The sequence below is a fragment of the Streptomyces monomycini genome (assembly GCF_022271435.1).
Lineage (GTDB): Bacteria > Actinomycetota > Actinomycetes > Streptomycetales > Streptomycetaceae > Streptomyces > Streptomyces monomycini.
Genome location: NZ_JAFIQY010000053.1, coordinates 37193 through 57667 on the forward strand (window position 1 = coordinate 37193; position 20475 = coordinate 57667).

21 protein-coding genes are annotated in these 20475 nt (G+C 71.9%); 9 read left to right on the forward strand and 12 right to left on the reverse strand.

Features of this window, described 5'->3' with window-relative positions; all coding sequences use genetic code 11:
• Window positions 1-426: 426 nt before the first annotated feature.
• Window positions 427-1227 (forward strand): IclR family transcriptional regulator, encoded by an 801-nt coding sequence (locus JXZ78_RS36315; RefSeq protein ID WP_030025175.1) that lies wholly within the window; start codon window positions 427-429, stop codon window positions 1225-1227.
• A gap of 53 nt (window positions 1228-1280) precedes the next feature.
• Here the strand turns inward: JXZ78_RS36315 and JXZ78_RS36320 are convergent, their stop codons facing one another.
• The gene (locus JXZ78_RS36320) at window positions 1281-1598 is read right to left on the reverse strand and encodes a DUF5955 family protein (protein WP_030025176.1); all 318 of its coding nucleotides are present in this window, start codon (window positions 1596-1598) and stop codon (window positions 1281-1283) included.
• A 223-nt stretch (window positions 1599-1821) separates the two neighbouring features.
• Here JXZ78_RS36320 and JXZ78_RS36325 point away from each other — a divergent pair, with 223 nt between their 5' ends.
• The 4 genes from JXZ78_RS36325 to JXZ78_RS36340 all read left to right on the forward strand — a co-directional run bounded on the left by JXZ78_RS36325 (window position 1822) and on the right by JXZ78_RS36340 (window position 5632).
• The gene (locus JXZ78_RS36325; protein WP_030025177.1) at window positions 1822-2484 is read left to right on the forward strand and encodes a nucleotidyltransferase family protein; all 663 of its coding nucleotides are present in this window, start codon (window positions 1822-1824) and stop codon (window positions 2482-2484) included.
• 222 nt (window positions 2485-2706) lie between these two features.
• A complete protein-coding gene (aceB, locus tag JXZ78_RS36330; protein ID WP_238783619.1) occupies window positions 2707-4335 on the forward strand; it encodes a malate synthase A in 1629 nt (542 codons plus the stop codon).
• A 146-nt stretch (window positions 4336-4481) separates the two neighbouring features.
• Window positions 4482-5273 (forward strand): VOC family protein, encoded by a 792-nt coding sequence (locus tag JXZ78_RS36335; RefSeq protein ID WP_030025182.1) that lies wholly within the window; start codon window positions 4482-4484, stop codon window positions 5271-5273.
• 95 nt (window positions 5274-5368) lie between these two features.
• A complete protein-coding gene (locus JXZ78_RS36340; protein WP_030025184.1) occupies window positions 5369-5632 on the forward strand; it encodes an SCO5918 family protein in 264 nt (87 codons plus the stop codon).
• 21 nt (window positions 5633-5653) lie between these two features.
• On the opposite strand, the gene JXZ78_RS36345 is transcribed toward JXZ78_RS36340, so the two are convergent.
• The 3 genes from JXZ78_RS36345 to JXZ78_RS36355 form a co-directional block, all read right to left on the reverse strand.
• A complete protein-coding gene (locus JXZ78_RS36345) occupies window positions 5654-7246 on the reverse strand; it encodes a YfcC family protein (RefSeq protein ID WP_050503115.1) in 1593 nt (530 codons plus the stop codon).
• 8 nt (window positions 7247-7254) lie between these two features.
• Window positions 7255-8781 carry a M20/M25/M40 family metallo-hydrolase gene (locus JXZ78_RS36350; RefSeq protein ID WP_372498477.1) on the reverse strand — a complete coding sequence of 509 codons (1527 nt, stop codon included), beginning with the start codon at window positions 8779-8781 and terminating at the stop codon, window positions 7255-7257.
• Window positions 8782-8883: 102 nt separating this feature from the next.
• The gene (locus tag JXZ78_RS36355; protein ID WP_275128566.1) at window positions 8884-9963 is read right to left on the reverse strand and encodes an FAD-dependent monooxygenase; all 1080 of its coding nucleotides are present in this window, start codon (window positions 9961-9963) and stop codon (window positions 8884-8886) included.
• 67 nt (window positions 9964-10030) lie between these two features.
• Here JXZ78_RS36355 and JXZ78_RS36365 point away from each other — a divergent pair, with 67 nt between their 5' ends.
• The 3 genes from JXZ78_RS36365 (at window position 10031) to JXZ78_RS36375 (ending at window position 12519) form a co-directional block, all read left to right on the forward strand.
• A complete protein-coding gene (locus JXZ78_RS36365; RefSeq protein WP_030025192.1) occupies window positions 10031-10612 on the forward strand; it encodes a TetR/AcrR family transcriptional regulator in 582 nt (193 codons plus the stop codon).
• Between the two features lie 67 nt (window positions 10613-10679).
• Window positions 10680-11522, forward strand: a complete 843-nt coding sequence (locus JXZ78_RS36370; protein ID WP_050503116.1) for a GNAT family N-acetyltransferase — start codon at window positions 10680-10682, stop codon at window positions 11520-11522.
• 130 nt (window positions 11523-11652) lie between these two features.
• A complete protein-coding gene (locus JXZ78_RS36375) occupies window positions 11653-12519 on the forward strand; it encodes a chitosanase (protein ID WP_030025195.1) in 867 nt (288 codons plus the stop codon).
• Window positions 12520-12599: 80 nt separating this feature from the next.
• Here the strand turns inward: JXZ78_RS36375 and JXZ78_RS36380 are convergent, their stop codons facing one another.
• The 8 genes from JXZ78_RS36380 to JXZ78_RS36415 form a co-directional block, all read right to left on the reverse strand.
• The gene (locus JXZ78_RS36380) at window positions 12600-14015 is read right to left on the reverse strand and encodes a nucleobase:cation symporter-2 family protein (RefSeq protein WP_030025197.1); all 1416 of its coding nucleotides are present in this window, start codon (window positions 14013-14015) and stop codon (window positions 12600-12602) included.
• A gap of 303 nt (window positions 14016-14318) precedes the next feature.
• Entirely contained in the window at window positions 14319-15722 is a 1404-nt protein-coding gene (locus tag JXZ78_RS36385) for an 8-oxoguanine deaminase (RefSeq protein ID WP_030025199.1), read from the reverse strand.
• 75 nt (window positions 15723-15797) lie between these two features.
• On the reverse strand, window positions 15798-17201 hold the full coding sequence (locus JXZ78_RS36390) for a nucleobase:cation symporter-2 family protein (RefSeq protein WP_030025201.1): 1404 nt from the start codon (window positions 17199-17201) through the stop codon (window positions 15798-15800).
• Window positions 17202-17287: 86 nt separating this feature from the next.
• Window positions 17288-18244 (reverse strand): factor-independent urate hydroxylase, encoded by a 957-nt coding sequence (gene pucL, locus JXZ78_RS36395; RefSeq protein ID WP_030025202.1) that lies wholly within the window; start codon window positions 18242-18244, stop codon window positions 17288-17290.
• A gap of 7 nt (window positions 18245-18251) precedes the next feature.
• Window positions 18252-18668 (reverse strand): hydroxyisourate hydrolase, encoded by a 417-nt coding sequence (gene uraH, locus JXZ78_RS36400; protein ID WP_030025203.1) that lies wholly within the window; start codon window positions 18666-18668, stop codon window positions 18252-18254.
• On the reverse strand, window positions 18665-19207 hold the full coding sequence (gene uraD, locus JXZ78_RS36405; protein ID WP_030025204.1) for a 2-oxo-4-hydroxy-4-carboxy-5-ureidoimidazoline decarboxylase: 543 nt from the start codon (window positions 19205-19207) through the stop codon (window positions 18665-18667). The genes uraH and uraD overlap by 4 nt, the downstream gene beginning before the upstream one ends.
• Window positions 19208-19378: 171 nt before the next feature.
• A complete protein-coding gene (locus JXZ78_RS36410; RefSeq protein WP_030025205.1) occupies window positions 19379-19759 on the reverse strand; it encodes a helix-turn-helix domain-containing protein in 381 nt (126 codons plus the stop codon).
• Window positions 19756-20016, reverse strand: coding sequence for a YkoF family thiamine-binding protein (locus JXZ78_RS36415; protein ID WP_078624746.1), 261 nt, complete (start codon window positions 20014-20016; stop codon window positions 19756-19758). The genes JXZ78_RS36410 and JXZ78_RS36415 overlap by 4 nt, the downstream gene beginning before the upstream one ends.
• A 116-nt stretch (window positions 20017-20132) precedes the next feature.
• Between JXZ78_RS36415 and JXZ78_RS36420 the strand changes: the two genes are divergently transcribed.
• A partial coding sequence (locus JXZ78_RS36420) for a TIM barrel protein (RefSeq protein WP_238783620.1) occupies window positions 20133-20475 on the forward strand: 343 nt, incomplete at its 3' end.

A 20475-nucleotide genomic window follows, 5' to 3' on the forward strand; every position in this document is an offset into this window, starting at 1 on the left:
TCGTGCGGTCTCCGCGGGCTTCCGCACCACGGAATTCAACTTTCTGTTGAAGGAGTCTCACCCCGGCACCGCGGCCCGTCAAGACCCCACCGGACGCGGGCCGGTGGCACAGATCGCGCCGTACGGGAAAACGGCGGACGCGGGCTCATGGCGCGATCACGCACCCGGCCAGGCGCTTGGAGGATTCCACAGAATGGATATGTACTTTCGCTGAGCAGAACGTAGCTCCGGCCACTGGCCGGGTCCGGGGCGGGCGGGTAGCGCCCGGGCGCGGTCGGGGCACGGGTCCCTGACCGGCGGGAACGAGTGTGCGACAGACCGTGTGTCCACCGGAGGGGACCGGTAGGCTGCTCCGGGTCGGCCCCGGCACCCGTACACCCAGCCCTGCGCCGGATCCGCCACCACCTGCCCCGAAAGGAACGCGTCGTGCCGCCGTCCAGCGCCAGCACTTCCGCCGCCGCCAAACCCGCAGCCGCCGGCGGTGGCGTCCAGTCCCTCGAGCGCGCCTTCGACCTGCTGGAGCGGATGGCCGACGCCGGTGGCGAGGTCGGTCTGAGCGAGCTGTCGACGAGCAGCGGACTGCCGCTGCCCACCATCCACCGGCTCATGCGCACCCTCGTGGCCTGCGGCTACGTCCGCCAGCAGCCGAACCGCCGGTACGCGCTCGGCCCCCGGCTGATCCGCCTCGGCGAGAGTGCCTCGCGCCTCCTCGGCACCTGGGCCCGGCCCTACCTGGCGCGCGCGGTCGAGGAGACCGGCGAGACCGCCAACATGGCGCTGCTGGACGGCGACGAGATCGTGTACGTGGCGCAGGCGCCGTCCCGGCACGCGGTGCGGATGTTCACCGAGGTCGGCCGGCGGGTGCTGCCGCACTCCACGGGCGTGGGCAAGGCGCTGCTGGCGGGCCACCCGCCGGAGGAGGTACGGGCGCTCCTCGGCCGTACGGGCATGCCGGCCGCGACCGAGAAGACCATCACCGACCCGGACAGCTTCCTGGACGCCCTGGAGGAGGTCCGCCGGCTCGGGTACGCGATGGACGACAACGAGCAGGAGATCGGCGTCCGCTGCATCGCGGTGCCGGTGCCCGACTCCCCCACCGCGGCGGCCATCTCCATCTCCGGCCCGACCGGCCGGGTGACCGAGGCGTCCATCGACAAGATCGTGCCGGTGCTCCAGGAGATCGCGGCCGAGCTCTCCGTGGCGCTGGCCAACCAGAACCCGGCGTGACACTCCGGCCGGGGTGCGGGGCCGGCCGTACGGCTCCCCGGCCCGACCGGGGCTCAGAACCGGCGCGGCTCCTCCCCGTACATGCCGATCAGGTCGCGCACGTCGGCGAGCGCCGGCGCCAGCGCGCTGACCGAGCCGACCGCTCCCGCGATCAGCAGCAGGGAACGGCGCAGCCGGGGCACCTCGGGGTCGCCGGCGCTCACCAGGGCGTGCAGCGCGGCCAGTTCGTCGTCGGCGGCCGCGCGGTCGGGCAACTCCGCCGGGTGAACGGCCAGTTCACGGCGTAGCCGGGCCACCGCCCCGCACAGGGCGACGCCCCGCGGGTCGTCTCCGGCTCCTGCGACTCGCCTGTGCTTCTGCCTCTGCTCCACAACGACGGTACCCTCCACGGCCGTTGTCCCCGCTCCACGACGCGGGCCAGTTAACGCCACCCTGCGCGGTCCGCGCCATACGCAGAGCGAAATCAGGATCACCGAATTCCGGTACGCACCGGCCGCCGCCGTGCGGTACCGTTCTCGGCCCGCCCCCGCTCCCCGCCGCCACACCCGGCCCCGCGCCACCCCGCCGGCCCCGGCCATGAGGTAAGCAGGCCCCATGGCACACACCTCACCTTCCGCCCCGGCCGCCCCCTCCGTACGCCGCCCGGTCGCCGGGCTGCTGCTCGCCGCGGGCGGCGGACGGCGGCTGGGCGGCCGCCCCAAGGCCCTGCTGGACTTCCGCGGGCGGCCGCTGGTCGAGAACGCGGCCCGGGTCCTGCGGGAGGGCGGCTGCGGTCCGGTGCACATCGTCCTGGGCGCGGCGGCCGAAGCAGTACGGGAGCGGGCCGACCTCGCGGCGTACGAGACGGCCGAGAACCCGGACTGGGCGCAGGGCATGGGGTCCTCGCTGCGCGTCGGACTGGCCGCCCTGGCGGGCTCCGGGGCGGGCGCCGCGCTGGTCTCGCTGGTGGACCAGCCGGGCATCGGCGCGGCGGCGGTGGCGCGAGTGATCGCCGCGTACGAGAGCGGGGCGGGGCTGGTCGCGGCCGCGTACGGCGGGAAGCGCGGGCATCCGGTGCTGTTCGGGGCGGACCGCTGGACGGCCGTCGCGGCCGTCGCCACGGGCGACCGCGGGGCGCGCGCGTACCTGAAGGAGCACGCGGCTGCCCTCACCCTCGTCGAGTGCGCGGACGTGGCCGAGCCGTACGACATCGACACCCCGGGGGACCTGTGCCGCCTGGCGTCACCGGACGCGCCACGGGCAGATGAGGGACGGTGACCGCGGTGGCACTCCGAGTCATCCGGTCACTGCTTCTGTCGACGGAGAGAATCTCGACGTCAACAAACCATTGAAGTTCCGCGATAAGGAAACTACTCTCCACTGGTCAGAAGCGCCCTGAACCCCAACGGCGCCCGCCACCGCCTGTCGCGGGCCGCGGCACCCCGTGCCGCACCCCGCCCGGCGGCCCCCGGGCACCGCCGCTGAATGGAGTGACAGCTCATGTCCGCACCAGCGCCGTCCCCGCTGGCCATCGTCGACGTCGACCCCGGCAAGGCCCCCGCCCGCCAGGACGAGATCCTCACGGAGGCCGCCCTGGCCTTCGTCGCCGAACTCCACCGCCGGTTCACCCCGCGCCGCGACGAACTGCTCGCCCGCCGCGACGCGCGCCGCGCCGAGATCGCCCGCACCAGCAGCCTGGACTTCCTGCCGGAGACCGCCCACGTCCGCGACGACGACAGCTGGCGCGTCGCCCCGGCGCCCGCCGCGCTGAACGACCGCCGGGTGGAGATCACCGGCCCCACCGACCGCAAGATGACCATCAACGCGCTCAACTCCGGCGCGAAGGTCTGGCTCGCCGACTTCGAGGACGCCTCCGCCCCCACCTGGGAGAACGTCATCGGCGGCCAGGTGAACCTGATCGACGCCTACGAGCGCCGGATCGACTTCACCGACCCGGGGAGCGGCAAGTCCTACGCTCTGAAGCCCGCCGAGGAGCTGGCGACCGTCGTCGTCCGCCCGCGCGGCTGGCACCTGGACGAGCGGCACCTCCAGCTCGACGGCACGCCGGTCCCGGGCGCGCTGGTCGACTTCGGGCTGTACTTCTTCCACAACGCCCAGCGCCTGCTGGACCTCGGCAAGGGCCCGTACTTCTACCTCCCGAAGACCGAGTCGCACCTGGAGGCCCGCCTCTGGAACGAGATCTTCGTCTTCGCGCAGGACCACCTGGGCATCGCCCAGGGCACCGTCCGCGCGACGGTCCTCATCGAGACCATCACCGCCGCGTACGAGATGGAGGAGATCCTCTACGAGCTGCGCGACCACGCCTCGGGCCTGAACGCGGGCCGCTGGGACTACCTGTTCTCCATCGTCAAGAACTTCCGCGACGGCGGCGAGAAGTTCGTGCTGCCGGACCGCAACGCGGTCACCATGACCGCGCCGTTCATGCGCGCGTACACCGAACTCCTCGTGCGCACCTGCCACAAGCGCGGCGCGCACGCCATCGGCGGCATGGCGGCGTTCATCCCCAACCGCCGTGACCCCGAGGCCAACGAGACGGCGCTGGCCAAGGTCCGCGCCGACAAGGACCGCGAGGCCGGTGACGGCTTCGACGGCTCCTGGGTCGCCCACCCCGACCTGGTCCCGGTCGCCCGCACCTCCTTCGACGCGGTGCTCGGCGACAAGCCGCACCAGAAGGACCGGCTGCGCGAGGACGTCGAGGTCTCGGCCGCCGACCTCATCGCCGTGGACTCCCTGGACGCCAGGCCCACGTACCAGGGCCTGGTGGACGCGGTCCGGGTCGGCACCCGCTACATCGAGGCGTGGCTGCGCGGCCTCGGCGCGGTCGCCATCTTCGGCCTGATGGAGGACGCGGCCACCGCCGAGATCTCCCGGTCGCAGATCTGGCAGTGGGTGGACGCAGGGGTCGTGTTCGAGAACGGTGAGAAGGCCACCGCGGACCTGGTCCGCAGGATCGCGGGCGAGGAACTGGCCGCGATCCGCGCCGAGATCGGCGACGAGGCCTTCACCTCCGGCACCTGGCAGCAGGCCCACGACCTCCTGCTGAAGGTGGCTCTGGACACCGACTACGCCGCGTTCCTGACCCTGCCGGCGTACGAGCTGCTGGACTGACCTCGGACGCCCCTCGGAACGGCCGTCCTGAGGGGCGGTCACCGCGTCGAGGGGCGGTCGGCCGGGCCCAAGGGTCCGTGCCACCCGCACGGGCCCTCTCAACCCGGTACGGTTAGGGTGCCCTTACCTACTTGGGGAGGGTGTCCATGACCACCACACAGCCGATCCGTACCCCGGATCTCCGCCCGACCGAAGCACCGCGCTTCGACCACCTGCTGCACTGCGTGCCGGACGTGGCCGCCGCCGTACGGGACTACACGGCCGCCGGGCTGCCCGCGCACACCAACCCGGTGCACGAGGGCTTCCAGAACGGCGCGTGGCGGCTGGACGACCGGTACGTCGAAATCCTCACCGTCGTCGACCCGGCGACGTACGCGCTCTCCGCCTTCGGCCGGGCGACGGCCCAGTGGCAGCCCCGTATCGACGCGCTCCTGGCGGCCGGCGGCGGCCCGCTGAACTTCGCGGTGCACGTCGTGGACTCCGCCGCCACGGCCGAGCGGCTGCGCCGCGCGGGCCACGGCCTTGACGTGCACGACTTCTCCTTCCTGGAGGGCCGGGTCACCTTCCAGGAGGTGATGCTCACGGGCTCCGGCGTGCCGCCCTGGGCCCCGTTCTTCATCACCGTCCACACCGACCCCGCGCTCCGCCGCGAGCACGAGGCCTCCGGCCGTGTCGACCGGGGCGCCTTCGACCTCGCCGGGTTCGTGGTCGAGACGCCCGACCCGCACGGCGCCGCCACCTGGCTCAGCGCGCTCACCGGCGTCCCGGTGGACGCGAGCGGCACCGTCGTACCGCTCGAAGGCGGCCGGGTGCACTTCGCCGCCGGGCCCGCCGACCGCATCACCACCCTGCTGCTGGCCGGGGACCGGCCGCCGCACACCGAGATCGCCGGACTGCGGGTGCGCGGGGCCCGGAACGGTGCCCCGGGTTCCCCGTGACCCCGGAATCCGGCGGCGATCGGGGCACCGGAGGAGCGGGCCACGTGAGAAGGTGGGGGCTCGGCTCCATTCCTGCTCACCCTTGTCGAGGCAGTATGCGTGTCACCATCGCCGGCGTCTTCTTCTACCTTCAGGCGAACGAGGTGGAACAGAAGATGAGCGGGGTCGAACCGGAGCCTGTCACCGGCGACTCCGTGCTCGTCGGCTCCGTCGCCTACCCCGTCAAACAGGTCGGCCGCATCGTCACCGGCCAGGACCCGCGGGACTTCAGCGCCGGGGAGATGGTACGGGCGCTGCGCCGGCTCGGCTTCACCTGCAAGCCGCGGCCCGCGTCACCGGAGCCGACCGCTCTCCTGTGACGCGCGGGCCGGCCGGCCCGCTCAGGTCAGCGCCGCCCCCAGCCCCACGAAGCCGCAGATCAGAACGGCGAGGAGGGCGAGCAGGGGCCAGACGAAGCGCAGGTACTTGTCGTAGCCGACCTTGGCCAGCGAGACACCGCCCATGATGACGGCGGTGGTCGGTACCCACAGGTTCATCCACCCGCTGGCCGCCTGCCAGGCCGTGACGACCACCGCGCGTGAGACGTGCGCGAAGTCGGCCAGCGGGGCCAGGATCGGCATGGCGAGGGTGGCGTGGCCCGACGTGGACGGGATGAGGAAGGCCAGCGGCAGGTTGACGACGTAGACCATGATGCCGAACAGGGCCGACGGGGTGCCGGAGACCGCGCCCTCGACGGCATGCAGAACGGTGTCCGTGATGCGCGAGTTGTTCATGATGGTCGTCACCCCCCGGGCGAGCACGATCACCAGGGCCGGTGAGATGAACTCGGCGACCCCCTGCACGAACGTCGAGCTGAGCTTCTGTTCGCCCATCCGCGCGAGGACCCCGACGAGGATCGAGGCCGCGACGAACAGGGCGGCCAGCTGGGGGAAGGACCAGCCCAGTTCGAAGGCGTACGGCGCGGCGTCGGCGTCCCCGGTGAGCGCGCCGGCCCACGGGATCACCGAGAAGATCATGAAGGCGAACACCAGCGCGACGGTGACCAGCACGGTCTTGTGCAGCCCGGTCAGCGGCGGCGGTTCCGCCGCGTCGTCGGCGGCCCGCGCGCGGTCCCGGTCGCCGGGCAGGAAGCCGACGAGGGAGCGGTCCGGGTCGGCCCGCACGCGCCGCGCGTAGCGCACCACGTAGCCGATGGTGACGGCGGTCAGCACCAGCCACATCACCACCCGCAGCGCGATGCCGTCGCCGAGCGAGATGTCCGCTGCGGAGGAGGCGACGCCGGTGGCGAAGGGGTTGACGGTGGAGCACAGGACGCCGATGCCCGCTCCGAGGATGATCGTCGCGGTGGCCACCATCCGGTCGTACCCGAGTGCCAGCATCAGCGGTACGACCAGACCGTAGAAGCCGAGCGTCTCCTCGGCGAACCCCTCGACCGTGCCGAGCAGCGAGAAGACCGCCATCACGCCCGCGATCAGCAGGGCGCCGCGGTGGCGGAGGCGGTGGGCCAGCCGACCGATGCCGCGGTCGAGGGCCCCGGTGGAGAAGACGACCGTGATGAACGCGCCGATGGCCAGCACGAACAGGAACACACCCGCGCTGCCGTAGAGTTCGCCGGCCAGCGTCGGGCCGACCTGCCCGGTCTTGGCGTCCTGCACTCCGTAGAGGCCGTTGACCGGGGACAGGAAGAGGTCGTTGAGGCGGTCGGTGAAGGACTGGCCGGAGGGGGTGCGGTGGTAGGTGCCCTGCTGTGGGGTGCCGTCGCCGTCGCGGTCGTAGGTGCCGGAGGGGATGAAGAAGGCCAGGAGCCAGACCGCGAGGGTCACGACGACCAGGACGGTCAGGGCGCTGGGGAAGGTGAACCCGCGCCGGGGGCGCCGCGGCCCGTTGCCGGGGCCGGCGTCGGCCGTCGCGGTGGACCGGGGCTGTCCGGCGGTCGGGGCTTCTTCGGCGGGCCGGGGGTTCTCGTCGGGCATCGGGACACTCACGCGGCGGCCCCGGTACGGAAGGCGGCGGCGTACTCGCGCAGGAAGACGGCCTCCGCCAGGACGGCGGCGCGCAGCTCCGAGAGCAGCACCCGTTCGTCGGGCGCGTGCAGGTTGCACTGTTTGTCCTCGGCGCCGAAGATCAGCACCTCGGCTTCCGGTACGGCGCGCGCGAGGCCGTTGACGAGCGGGATGGAGCCGCCGCCCGCGGTGTGCACGGGCTCGGCGCCCCACGCGCGGCGCATCGCGGCCTCGGCGGCGCGGTAGGCGGGTCCACCGGTACGGGCCTCGAAGCCGGCGCCCGCGTCGCCGGGTGTCACGGTCAGCGGAACGCCGAACGGACGCAGCCGCTCCAGATGCCGTACGAGCGCGTCGAGCGCTTCCTTCGGGTCCTGGCGCGGGTGGCAGCGCAGGTTGAGCTTGGCGCGGGCGTACGGCACGACGGCCGAGGCGGCCTGGTCCACCGAGGGGGCGTCCAGGCCCATGACGGTGACGGCCGGGCCGCTCCACAGGCGCTCGCCGAGGCTGCCGGAGCCGAGGAGCGGCAGTTCTTCCCGTACGCCGGCCAGTTCGCGGAACTCCGTCTCGGTGAGGGCGGTACCGGTCCACGGTTCGCGGCGCAGCCCTTCCACGGCGACGTCACCGTGCACGTCGTGCAGGGTGGCCAGGGCGTTGAGCAGGACGAGCAGCGCGTCCGGGGCGGCGCCGCCGTATTCGCCGCTGTGCACGGCCTCGTCGAGGGTGCGCACCTCCACGGTCAGTTCGGCGGCGCCGCGCAGGCCGGTGACGAGGGTGGGCGTACCGGCGCGAAGGTTGCCCGCGTCGGCGATGACCATCGCGTCGCAGGCGAAGCGTTCGGGGTCGGTGGGCGGGTAGTCGTCGAAGGGGCTGCCGTACTCCTCCTGCCCCTCGAAGACGATCTTGATGCCGACCGGGGGCCGACCGCCGTGGGCGCGCAGCGCGCCGAGGTGGACCAGGAGGTTGGCCTTGCAGTCGGCGATGCCGCGGGCCCGGATGGCAGGGCCGCCGTGCGGGTCGTCGAAGTCGGTGGGCTCGAAGGGCGGCGACGTCCACAGGCGGAGGTCGCCCGCGGGCTGGACGTCGTAGTGGCCGTACAGGAGGACGGTGGGGGCATCCGGGGACGGCGGCGGGACGGTGCCCGTGATGACCGGCGCGGTGCCCGGGAGGTCGAGCTGTCCGAGGTCGGTGACGCCGGCGGCGCGCAGCAGGGCGAGGAGTTCGTCGCGTGCCGCGAGGACCGGCTCGGGCGGGTGGCCGGGGAAGGCGACCGAGGGGATCGCCGCGAGCCGCTTGAGGTCGTCGCGGATGCCGGGCATCAGGCGGTCGACGGCGGTTTCCAGGTCGTCGGCGGCCGGGGGCTCCGAACGCGCGCCCGGGGGGTCGGACCGTGCGTCCGGGGACGCGGACCGCGTGTCCGGGGGTACGCCTCCGGGCGCGGGGGCGGCTCTGCGCGAGGGCTCGGTGTCCGGCTGCCGGGCGTGTGGGTGCTGAGCGTTCGGGTCCACCGCGGAACCCCTCTCCGTGGCGTCGGGCGCGCACTTGACTGACGGTCAGGACGAATGCAGCGTATCGGGCAAAACGCCAGCACTCTCGGCACCCGCCACCCCTCAGGCCGGCGGCCCGCCGAGCGTCAGCGCGGCCCGCATCGCCGCGTTCCGCAGGCCCGTCAGCCGCCGCGCGTGCGCCATCCGGTTCATCAGGCGCGCCGTGCGCGCCAGCCGCTGGGTCGCGGAACGCCGTTCATGATCATACGTACGGAGGGCCGTCGTCACGTCGGACGACACCCGCAGGGCCCGGGCCAACTCCACGGCGTCGAGCAGCGCTTCACAGGCCCCGCGCCCCAGGTCGGGCGTCATGGCGTGGGCGGCGTCCCCGATGAGCGCGGTGCGGCCCCGGACGTACGAAGGCAGCGGCGGATCGAGGTGGTACAGATCCAGCCGCAGCACCCCGGGCTCGTCCAGCCGCTCCAGTACGTGCCGTACACCGGCGTGCCAGTGCCCGAAGCGGGAGCGCAGCACGGCGGCCTCGCGGCCCGGCTCGCGCTGCCCTTCCGGCGCCACCGCGCAGGCGAACCAGTTGGTGCGCCCGCCCGTGGCGGGCGTGACGCCGAACCGCAGCCCCTCGCCCCAGGTCTCGGTGACGGCGCCGGTGTCGCCGTCGACCGTGCCGCGCCAGGACGACGCGCCGACGTAGCGGGCGCGGTACCGCGGCCCGAACAGGGCCGTGCGTGCGCCGCTGTTGAGGCCGTCTGCCGCGATCACCACGTCGTACGCGCCGTCCAGTGCCCGGATGTCGTCGACCGGGCGGCCGAAGGCGACCGATCCCTCGCCGCCGGCCGCCTCGTACAGGAGGGCCAGCAGTTCGGGGCGGGAGATCAGGCGGACGACATCGCCGGTGCGCCGTTGGAGGGCGGCGACGTCGAGGGTGGCGATGCGCCCGCCGTCGGGGCGCAGGAAGGCGCCGGCGGTCTGCGGCCGGCTCCGGTCCCGCACTTGTTCGCCGAGGCCGAGGGTGTCCAGGGCGGCGAGCGCGCCGGGCCACAGCCCGAGGGCGGTGCCGGCTGCGGGAAGGCGGCGGGCGCGTTCGAAGACGTCGACCGACCAGCCGCCTTCGCGCAGGTGGAGGGCGGTGGCGAGACCGCCGATGCCGCCGCCGACGACAGCTGCCGTGCGTGGTGTCAGCTTCATGCCCGACCACGTTACTATGTTTATAGTGAATCGACACTACAAACATAGTAACGAGAGGTGCGTCAGGGTGGCACGACGGCGGGAGCAGGTCCTGGACGCGGCGATCGCGGTACTGGGCACCGAGGGGCCCCGGCGGCTCACCTACCAGGCGGTGGACGCCGCCGCGGAGGTACCGTCGGGCACCACCTCCAACTACTTCCGCAACCGCGGCGCCCTGATCGACGGCATCGTCGCCCACCTGGAGGCGCTGGAGCGGCGCGACTGGGAGGAGTTCGCCCGGCAGAGCGACCCGGCCGGCGTGCCCGAACTCGCGGACGCCGTGACCCGGTTCCTCCTGTACGCGACCGGCCCCGAGCGCGCCAGGACCGCCGCCCGTTACGCCCTCTACCTGGAAGCCTCCGCCCGGCCCGAGCTGCGGCCCGCCCTCACCCGAGGGCGCGAGGCCGTCGTCGGCTGGGGCACGGAGTGGATGCGACGCTTCGGGTCGTCGGCGCCGCAGCGGCACTGCGAAATCCTCTTCGACTACCTCGACGGCATCGCCTTCCACCAACTCTCTTTCCCCGCCGATGTCTTCGACCCGGGCCCGGGCATCAGAGAACTGCTCACCCGGCTGCTCGGCACACCCCCGGAGCCCGCCGCGACGGCCTGACGCCGATGCGCCACGCCGCGGCCGAATTCGATGGCCGCCGGCCGCGGCCTGTGGTGGAGTGACGCCGGTGACCACACAAGACACCGAGTCAGTGCGAGCCGCCGCCTACCGCGCGGCGTACGACGAGCAGATGCGGGACCGCGGTTTCGCGCCGGACACTCAGGACACCGAGCGGATCGGCCCCGTACTGCGCAGGACCCTTCCCGCCCAGGGCGGCCTGATCCTCTACCGCGACCTGGGCGGACTCGACGGGGCGGAGCTGGACGCCTTCATCGCCGCCCAGCGTGACCACTTCGCCGCCCGCGGACTGCCGGTCGAGTGGAAGTACCACGGCCACGACCTGCCCGCCGACCTGCCGGACCGGCTGACCGCCGCCGGATTCGTACCGGACGAACCGGAGACGGTCGTCATCGGCGAGGCGGCGGAGATCGCCGGGCCGCCCGGCGGGGCGCCGCTGCCCGAGGGCGTACGGCTGCGCGAGGTCACCGGCCGCGCCGACTTCGACCGCATCGGGGAACTGGCCGCGACCGTCTGGGCCGACGACCGGAGCTGGCTGGCGCCGGCCATGGAGGAGTGGGTGGCGGGGCGGGACGGCGACCCCTGCACGGTGACCGTGGCGGAGTCGCTGGCCGGCGAGGTGGTCTCGGCAGCGTGGATGCGCTTCCACCAGGGCACGTCCTTCACCTCGCTGTGGGGCGGCTCGACGCTGCCCAACTGGCGCGGCAAGGGCGTCTACCGCGCCCTGGTGGCACACCGGGCGGCGCTCGCGGTGGCCCGCGGCTTCCGGTACGTGCAGGTCGACGCCATGGAAACCAGCCGTCCCATCCTCAACCGGCTGGGCCTGATCAGCGCCGCCACGACCGTGCCGTACGTCTGGCGGCCGTCCGGCGACGCGGCGAAAGGTGTCTGATACGCCGACGGTTGGCGCGATCTGACCGGTGACGGCCCTCGCCGGAGTCTGATAGGAAAGCTTCCTAACGATTGGGATCCCTCACCGCACCCCGGCCCTCACCCGGCCCGCTCCCCACTGGAGGACAACCATGCGTGCCCGATCCATAGGCAAGGCGCTCCGCAAGCCCGCCACCGGACTGACCCTCGGCCTGGTCCTGCTCGCCGTGCCCGCCACCGCCGTCGCCGGTACGGCGGTCGCCGCCACCGGCCAGGCACCGGCCGCGGCCCGCGCCACCGCCAAGGCGGCGGCCGGCCTGGACGACCCGGCGAAGAAGGAGATCGCCATGCAGCTGGTCTCCAGCGCCGAGAACTCCTCGCTGGACTGGAAGAAGCAGTACGCCTACATCGAGGACATCAAGGACGGCCGCGGCTACACCGCCGGCATCATCGGCTTCTGTTCCGGCACCGGCGACATGCTGGACCTGGTCGAGCTGTACACCCAGCGCAAGCCCGGCAACGTCCTGGCGAAGTACCTGCCCGCGCTGCGCAAGGTCAACGGCAGCGACTCGCACGCGGGCCTGGGCTCCGCCTTCGAGAAGGACTGGAAGAAGGCCGCCCAGGACAAGGACTTCCAGAAGGCGCAGAACGACGAGCGGGACCGGGTCTACTTCAACCCGGCGGTCAAGCAGGGCAAGGCCGACAAGATCGGCGTGCTGGGCCAGTTCGCGTACTACGACGCGCTCGTCATGCACGGTGACGGCAGCGACAAGACCAGCTTCACCAACATCCGCAAGCGGGCCCTGGCCAAGGCGAAGGCCCCGGCCCAGGGCGGCGACGAGAAGGCGTACCTCAACGCCTTCCTGGACGCCCGGGTGTGGGCGATGAAGCAGGAGGAGGCGCACAGCGACACCAGCCGCGTGGACACCGCGCAGCGCGTCTTCCTCAAGAAGGGCAACCTGAACCTGAACCCGCCGCTGGACTGGAAGGTGTACGGGGACTCGTTCCACATCGGCTGAGCGAGGCGTCGGCCGAGCAGTTGCGCGGCCCGTACCGTACCGGGACATCCGGTGCGGTACGGGCCGCCGGGCTGTGCGGATCAGTGGGCCGGAGCCGCCTCCTGGCCCGCCGCGCCCCGCTCCGGCTGCTGCGGGACCACCCCCAGCGGCGGATCCCCGCGCCGCTTGCCGAGGTGGTTGAAGGCGAGGTTGAGCACGATGGCGACGAGGCAGCCGATGCTGATGCCGGAGTCCAGGACGACCAGCATGTCCTTGGGGAAGTCGTGGTAGAACCGCGGCGCCGCGATCGGGATCAGGCCGATGCCGACCGAGGCCGCCACGATCAGCGCGTTCTCCCCCTTGTCCATCGCGGCCGTGGCCAGCGTCTGGATGCCGCTGGCGGCGACCGAGCCGAACAGCACGATGCCCGCGCCGCCCAGCACCGGCAGCGGGACGAGCGAGATCACCGAGGCGGCGACCGGGCACAGGCCCAGCACGATCAAAATCAGGCCACCGGTGGCCACGACGAACCGGCTGCGCACCTTGGTCATCGCGACCAGGCCGATGTTCTGCGCGAAGGCGCTGTTGGCGAAGCCGTTGAAGAGCGGGCTGAGGGCGGTGCCGAGGGTGTCGGCGCGCAGGCCGCCCTCGATGGTGCGCTCGTCGGCGGGCCGGCCCACGATCTTGCCGAGGGCGAGCATGTCGGCGGTGGACTCGGTCATGCAGACCAGCATGACGATGCACATACTGATGATCGCCGCGATGTCGAACTGCGGCGCGCCGAAGTGGAACGGCGCCGGGAAGCCGACGAGGTCCGCCTCGGTGATCGCTCCGAAGTCGGTGATGCCGACGGGTATCGCGATCAGCGTGCCGGCGACCAGGCCGAGCAGGATGGATATCTGCTGGAGGAAGCCGCGCAGCACCCGGCGCAGCACCAGTACGACGACGAAGGTGAGCGCCGCCATGCCGATGTTGGTCAGGGAGCCGTAGTCGTGCGCCCGGGCGTCGCCGCCCTGGGACCAGTTGAAGGCGACGGGCAGCAGGGAGACACCGATCAGGGTGATGACGGTGCCGGTGACGACCGGCGGGAAGAACCGCACCAGCTTGGAGAAGTAGGGCGCGAGGAGGAAACCGAGGACACCGGCGACGATCACCGCGCCGAAGATGACGGGCAGCGCGTCGCCGGGGTCCTGTGCCGTGCCGATGGCGACCATCGGCGTCACCCCGGCGAACGAGACGCCGTTGACGAACGGCAGCTTGGCGCCGATCTTCCAGAAGCCGAGGGTCTGCAGCAGGGTGGCGATGCCCGCGGTGAAGAGGCTGGCGCCCATCAGGAACGCGGTCTCGGTGGGACTCAGCCCGCAGGCCGGGCCCACGATCATCGGCGGGGCCACCACGCCCGCGTACATGGCGGCCACGTGCTGCAGGCCGCTGGTGAACATCTTGAAGGGCGGGAGGGTCTCGTCGACCGGATGCTTCCGGTCGCCCTGTGCCGTCCGCCCTGAGGGTGCGGCCACTGCGGGCCTCCTTCGATTTCTGCGCCGCGAGGGGGGCGGCGGCGCGAGCCTGTCACGGAGGGCGTGCGTCGGTGCGGTGGTGCAGCGGTCCGCGCTCGTGGCGCGTGGAACGGTGTGACGGTCAGTCACATGACGTACATAGGACAGTAGTTGGGGGGCGACGAGGTGCAGCGGTACCGGGCCGGGGGCACGGAGAGAGGCCTCCGTGCCCCCGGGTTCCGGCGCTTGTGGATCCCGCTCGGATCCACAAGCCCCCGGCCGGGGCCGTCCCCCCGGCCGAGTTCTCGGGCCGCCGGGCGGGGATCAGCCCTCGGCGGCGATACGGACCAGGCGCTGGGACTCGGCCCGCGCGGTGCGTGCGACGGTCTCCTCGTCGACGTTGGCCAGCCGGCCGTCCTCGACCACCGGCGCGCCGTCGACCAGGGACAGCGTGACGGGCGCGGCGGCGCCGAAGACCAGCGCGGTCACCGGGTCGGCGATGGTGGAGTGGGCCAGACCGTCCAGCTTCCACAGCACCAGGTCGGCCAGCTTGCCGGCCTCCAGGGAGCCGATCTCGGCCGTCCGGCCCAGGACCTGGGCGCCGCCGTAGGTGCCCAGGCGCAGTGCCTTGCGGGCGTCGAGGGCCGCCTCCTTGTGCGCGCCGAGCCGGTTGATCAGCAGCGCGGTGCGCAGTTCGGTGTGGAGTTCGCCGCACTCGTTGGAGGCGGTGCCGTCCACGCCGAGGCCGACCGGTACGCCTGCCGCGAGCATGTCGGGTACGCGGGCGATGCCGGCGGCGAGCCGTGCGTTGGAGGACGGGCAGTGCGCCACGCCGGTCCTCGTCCGGGCGAAGGCGGCGATGTCGGAGTCGTTCATGTGGACGCAGTGCGCCATCCACACGTCCTCGCCGAGCCAGCCGGTGGACTCGAAGTAGTCGGTCGGGCCCATGCCGAACAGTTCGTGGCAGAACTTCTCCTCCTCGACCGTCTCCGAGCCGTGGGTGTGCAGCCGCACGCCCTTGCGCCGGGCCAACTCCGCGCCCCGGCGCAGGAGTTCGGTGGAGATGGAGAACGGCGAGCAGGGGGCCACGGCGATGTGCACCATCGAGCCGAAGGAGGCGTCGTGGTGGGTGTCGATGGCCTCTTCGGTGGCTTTCAGCGCGCCCTCGGTGGTCTCGACGGCGAAGTCCGGCGGCAGTCCGCCGTCCTTGACGCTGCGGTCCATCGAGCCGCGGGCCAGGGTGATGCGCGCGCCGATCTCGCGGGCGGCGGCCAGTTCGGCGCCGACCAGGTCGTCGGCGCCGCGCGGGAAGACGTAGTGGTGGTCGGAGGCGGTGGTGACGCCGCCCTTGACCATCATGCCCAGCGAGCCCTGGGTGGCGGCCGCGAGCATCGCCGCGTCGATGCGGGCCCAGGTCGGGTAGAGGGCCACCAGCCAGTTGAAGAGGTTGTGGTCGGTGGCCATGCCCCGGGTCATCCACTGGTAGAAGTGGTGGTGGGTGTTGACCAGGCCAGGGGTGACGAGGTGGCCGGTGCCGTCGATACGGCGTACGACGTTCGCCAGGCCCTCGGGGGCCCGGCCCGCGCCCACCGACTCGATGAGGTTGCCGGCGACCACGACATGGCCCGAGGCGTACTCGGTGTCGTGGGCGTCGACGGTCGCGATGGCGCAGTTCTCGATGACGATGCGTCGCGTCGCCGCGCTGTCAGGGGATGCCGGTGCTGCCATGGTGGTTCTCCTAGAAGATGCGGCATGGGTTTCCCCCGTGCTCGTCGGGAGCCCGAGGGAGGGCACGGCATGGCCCTACGGGATTTGAGTGCCGGAGCCGGGCGAAGCGGCTGACAGGACCGCTGCTCCCTTGGTGCTCCGGGTGCCGAGATGGTGGAAGAACAGGTTGAGCAGGACCGCGACGAGCGCGCCGGCGCTGATGCCGGAGCCGAGCACGGTCTGTGCCCAGGCGGGGAAGTCCTCGTAGAACGTCGGGGCGGCGAGCGGGATGATGCCCGCGCCCAGCGAGACGGCCACCAGGATGATGTTGGAGCTGTCGTCGAGGCCGGCTTCGGCGAGCGTACGGATGCCGCTGACCGCGATCGAGCCGAACAGCACGATGCCGGCACCGCCGAGGACGGGCATCGGGACGAGGTTGACGACCGCGCCGAGGACGGGGAAGGCACCGAGGACGAGCAGGGTGGCTCCGGCGACGGCGACGACGTAGCGGCTGCGTACCCGGGTCAGCGAGACGACACCGACGTTCTGCGCGAAGGCGCTGGTGGGAAAGCCGCCGAAGACCGGTCCGACGAGGGTGGCGAGGCCGTCGGTGCGCAGCCCGCGGGTGATGGTCCGTCCCGTCGTGGGCCGTTCGCAGATCTCACCGAGGGCGAGCATCCCGGCGGCGGACTCGGTCATCAGGACCAGCATCACGATGCACAGGGACAGTACGGCGGCGGGCTGGAACTCCGGCGCGCCGAAGGCGAAGGGGGTGGGCAGCGCGACGACGGGCGCCTCGCGCAGCGCGTCGAAGCTCGCCATGCCGAACGGCACGGCGGCGAGGGTACCGGCGACCAGCCCCAGCAGCAGGGCGATCTGTTTGACGAAGCCGCGGGTGAAGCGCTGGATCAGCAGGATGACCACGAGCGTGAAGGCGGCCAGCGCCAGGTACTTCATGGAGCCGAAGTCGGCGGCCTCCTTGTCGCCGCCCTGCGCCCAGCCGACCGGTACGGGCATCAGGGTGACACCGATGAGGGTGATGACGACGCCGGTGACCAGCGGAGGGAAGAAGCGCAGCAGCCTGCCGAAGAACGGGCCGACGGTGAGGCAGAAGGCGCCGCCGACCATCACCGCCCCGTATATGGCGGGCAGTTGGTGTCCTTTGGCGGTGGTCTCGGCGATGGCCAGCATCGGTGTGATGCCTGCCGAGGAGGCGGCGTTGACGAACGGCAGGCGGTTGCCGGCGAACCGGCCGGCGCCGAGGGTCTGCAGCAGGGTCGCGAGGCCGGCGATCAGCAGGCTGGCGGCGATCAGCCGGGTGCGGCCCGAGGTGTCCAGGCCGGTGGCCTGGCCGATGATGAGCGGAGGGGTGACGACGCCGGCGTACATGGCGGCGATGTGCTGCAGAGCGGCGGGGACGAGCCGCTTGGGAGCCGGCTTCTCGTCCACCGGGTGAACCGGTGGGACGGGGTGTTTCTCAACGTGCGGTGGCTGTGCCATGGGTCGTTCCCCTCACAGGATTCGCGGGCCCCTCCCCGCTGCGGGACGGGGAGGGCCGGCGAGGCACGGCGCTGCGTCGGGAGCCGTCAGAGGTTGGTCAGATCCATCGGGATCCCGGCTTCGACACCGTCGCGCAGGACAGTGGCTTCTATCAGGCCGTACGGGCGGTCCGCCGCGTAGTAGACGGCGCTGTCGGGGGTGTCGTTCTTCAGGCCGAAGGGCTCCAGATCCACCAGGAAGTGGTGCTTGTTCGGCAGGGAGAACCGCACCTCGTCGATCTCCGCGCGGTGGGTGATGATCCGCGAGCCCATCTGGTACAGGGTCTGCTGGAGCGAGAGACTGTAGGTCTCCGCGAAGGCGTCCAGCAGGTGCTTCCTGACCTGGGCGTAGGAGCGTTCCCAGTTGGGCATCCGCTGGTCGTCGTCAGTCCAGTTGAAGCGCCAGCGACCGGAGACCTCGGTGGCCAGGATGCGGTCGTACGCCTCCTTGAGCGTCGTGTACTGGTCCTTGATGTAGCCCCAGAACTCGGAGTTGGTGGAGTTCATCACGACCAGGTCCTTCAGGCCGGAGATGACCTGCCAGCGTTCACCGTCGTAGGTGATCTGGGTCAGCCTGGTCTCCTGGCCCTTGCGGACGAAGGAGTGCCTGACCTCGTCGGCGCCGATGAATTTCGCGTTGGCCTCGGAGGTCTCGATGCGCTCCCAGGCGTACTCCTCGATGCGGATGCGGGCCCGGTGGATCGGTTCCTGGCTGGTGACGAAGTGCCGGGCCAGGTGGATGCCGAACTGTTCGGCCGACTCGATGCCGTGTTCCTTGGCGAAGGCGTACACGGTGTTCTTGGTCGTGTCGGTCGGCAGGCAGTGGGCGTTGGAGCCGGAGAGGTGCACCTCTTCGAGGTCGCCGGAGAGCGCGACCGAGACGTTGAGGTCCTTGATGTGGTGGGTGTCGCCGTCCCGGGTGATGCGGACGACGCGGTTCTCCGCCTTGCCGTACTGGTTCTGGCCGAGCATCGCCGGGCGGGCGGAGCGGGACGAGTTGGTCATGTCGGTGCTAGCTCCCTCGGTATACGGAGTAGCCGAACGGGTTGAGCAGCAGCGGTACGTGGTAGTGCTCACCCGGCTGGACGGCGAAGGTGATCGCCACTTCCGGGAAGAAAGCTCCGCTGTCCCTTACGCGGGGGGCGTCCTGCTGTTCCTCGGCTTGCTGGTCGGCCGTTGCGGCCTTGCTGGCGAGGTACGCCTCGGTCTCGAAGTCGAGGCGTACGTGGGTGGTGCCCTGCGGCAGCGCCGGCAGGTCCTTGCAGCGTCCGTCCGCGTCGGTCTTGGAGGCGCCGTGCTCGTCCCAGGTCCCGCCGCGTCCGGAGCGCACCGAGAGCGTGAGGGCGATGCCTTCCGCGGGGCGGCCCGTGCTGGTGTCCAGGATGTGCGTGGACACCGAGGTATCGTGCCGGGCCGTCTCACTGCTCATGGTCGTGCTCCTTCTGCGGCGTCTGCCGGGTCCGCCGCGTCCTCGACGAGGCGGCCCAGCCGGATGCGATTGATCTTGCCCAGTTCGGTACGGACGATCTCGCGTTCTTGTTCCGGCGTGTTGTCCAGCCGGTTACGGGCGGCGTCCCGCATCTGCTCACCGGTCCGGCCGGTGGCGCAGATCAGGAAGACGTGCCCGAACTTCTCCTGATAGGCGAGGTTCAGTTCGAGCATCTCCGCCTTGAGGTCGTCCCCGGCCGCCGACATCCCCCGCTGTTCACGGGAGGAGGTCGCGTCGCCCGGGGTGGGCCGGCCGATGGGCGGGTGCCCGGCCATCGCCTCGGCCAGGTCCGCCGCGGTCAGCTCGGCCATGGCGGCGTCGCTGGCGGCGAACAGGGCGTCGGTGCTGGGGTACGGGCGTCGGTCGAGGAGTCGGCTCCCCCACGCTTCGCTGGCGCACGCCTCGCGCAGTGCGGCACGGGCCGTACGGTCGGCTGCGGCGTTGAACCGGGCGAGACCCGGCGTCGGATTCGAAGACACGGGAAGCCTCCGTGGCCTGGTGCGGTACGGGCTCTGCTTGGCTGGAAACAGCTAAGACCTCCGGCAACATCACGTCAACACTTTGTTGAAAACTCGGCAACAAGAAAGCCGCCGTCCGGTTCGCCCGTACGGCGGCTCGCCCGCAAGTGCCCAACGGGCACCGCTTCCGGGTCAGTCGGCCCCCTTCGCGGCATTCTCCCTGTTCAAGTAGTTGTAGACGGTGAAGCGGCTGACACCGAGCGCGCCGGCGACCGTCTCGACCCCGTGGCGCACGGAGAACGCGCCCCGCGCCTCCAGGATGCGGACCACCGACTGCTTGGTGCGGCGGTCCAGATCGCTGAGCGGCACCCCGTGCCGGCGCTCCAGCTCGGCGAGGAGGTGGTCCAGCGACTCGGACAGGTGCGGCAGCCGTACCGCGACCCGGTCCTGCCCTTCCCAGGCCAGGACGACATCGTCACCCCGCGCCTGGTCCGGTGCGACCATCTCCGCGCCCATGGCGTCCACCAGCGGCTTCACCGCCTGGACGAACGGGTGGTCGGCGGGCTCGGTCACGTGGCGTCCTCCCCGGCCGGCGCGATCACGTTGACCTGGAGGGAGACGCGGGTGGCGCCGGCCTCCAAGGACCTGCGCAGCAGCGCGTCCACCGCCGAGAGCACCTTCTCGCCCTCCCCCTCGGCGGTGTTGCCGAACGGGCCGACGTCGACGGCGTCCAGCCCGGCACCCGTGATGATGTCGCGCCCCACGACCGCGTGGGCGGGCGCTTCGTCCAGATCGAACGGTTCCGTCGTGAATTCCACTCGCAATCGCACCATGTCCCCAAACTAGCGCCGCCGCGGGCCGACCCCTTGACAGGTCCGGAGATCCGCGGGCAATGTTCCAATCAGCAGAAACAAAGTTCCGCAATACGGAAGGGTGCTCATACCTCATGGGCTTCTCGGACGTGCGTTTCAACGTCAACCTGTCGATCCTGTTCACCGAACTGCCGTTGCTGGAGCGTCCGGCGGCGGCCGCGGCCGCCGGGTTCGGCGCGGTGGAGCTGTGGTGGCCCTGGGTGGACGCCCCGGTGCCCGCGCGGCAGGAGCTGGACGCGCTGCGCGAGGCGTTGCGCGCTGCGGGCACCCAGCTGGTGGGGCTGAACTTCTACGCCGGGCAGCTGCCCGGCCCCGACCGCGGTGCCCTGTCGATTCCCGGGGAGGAGTCCGAGCGGTTCCGGGCCAATGTGGAGGTGGCCGCGGACTTCGCGCAGTCGCTGGGCTGCACCGCGCTCA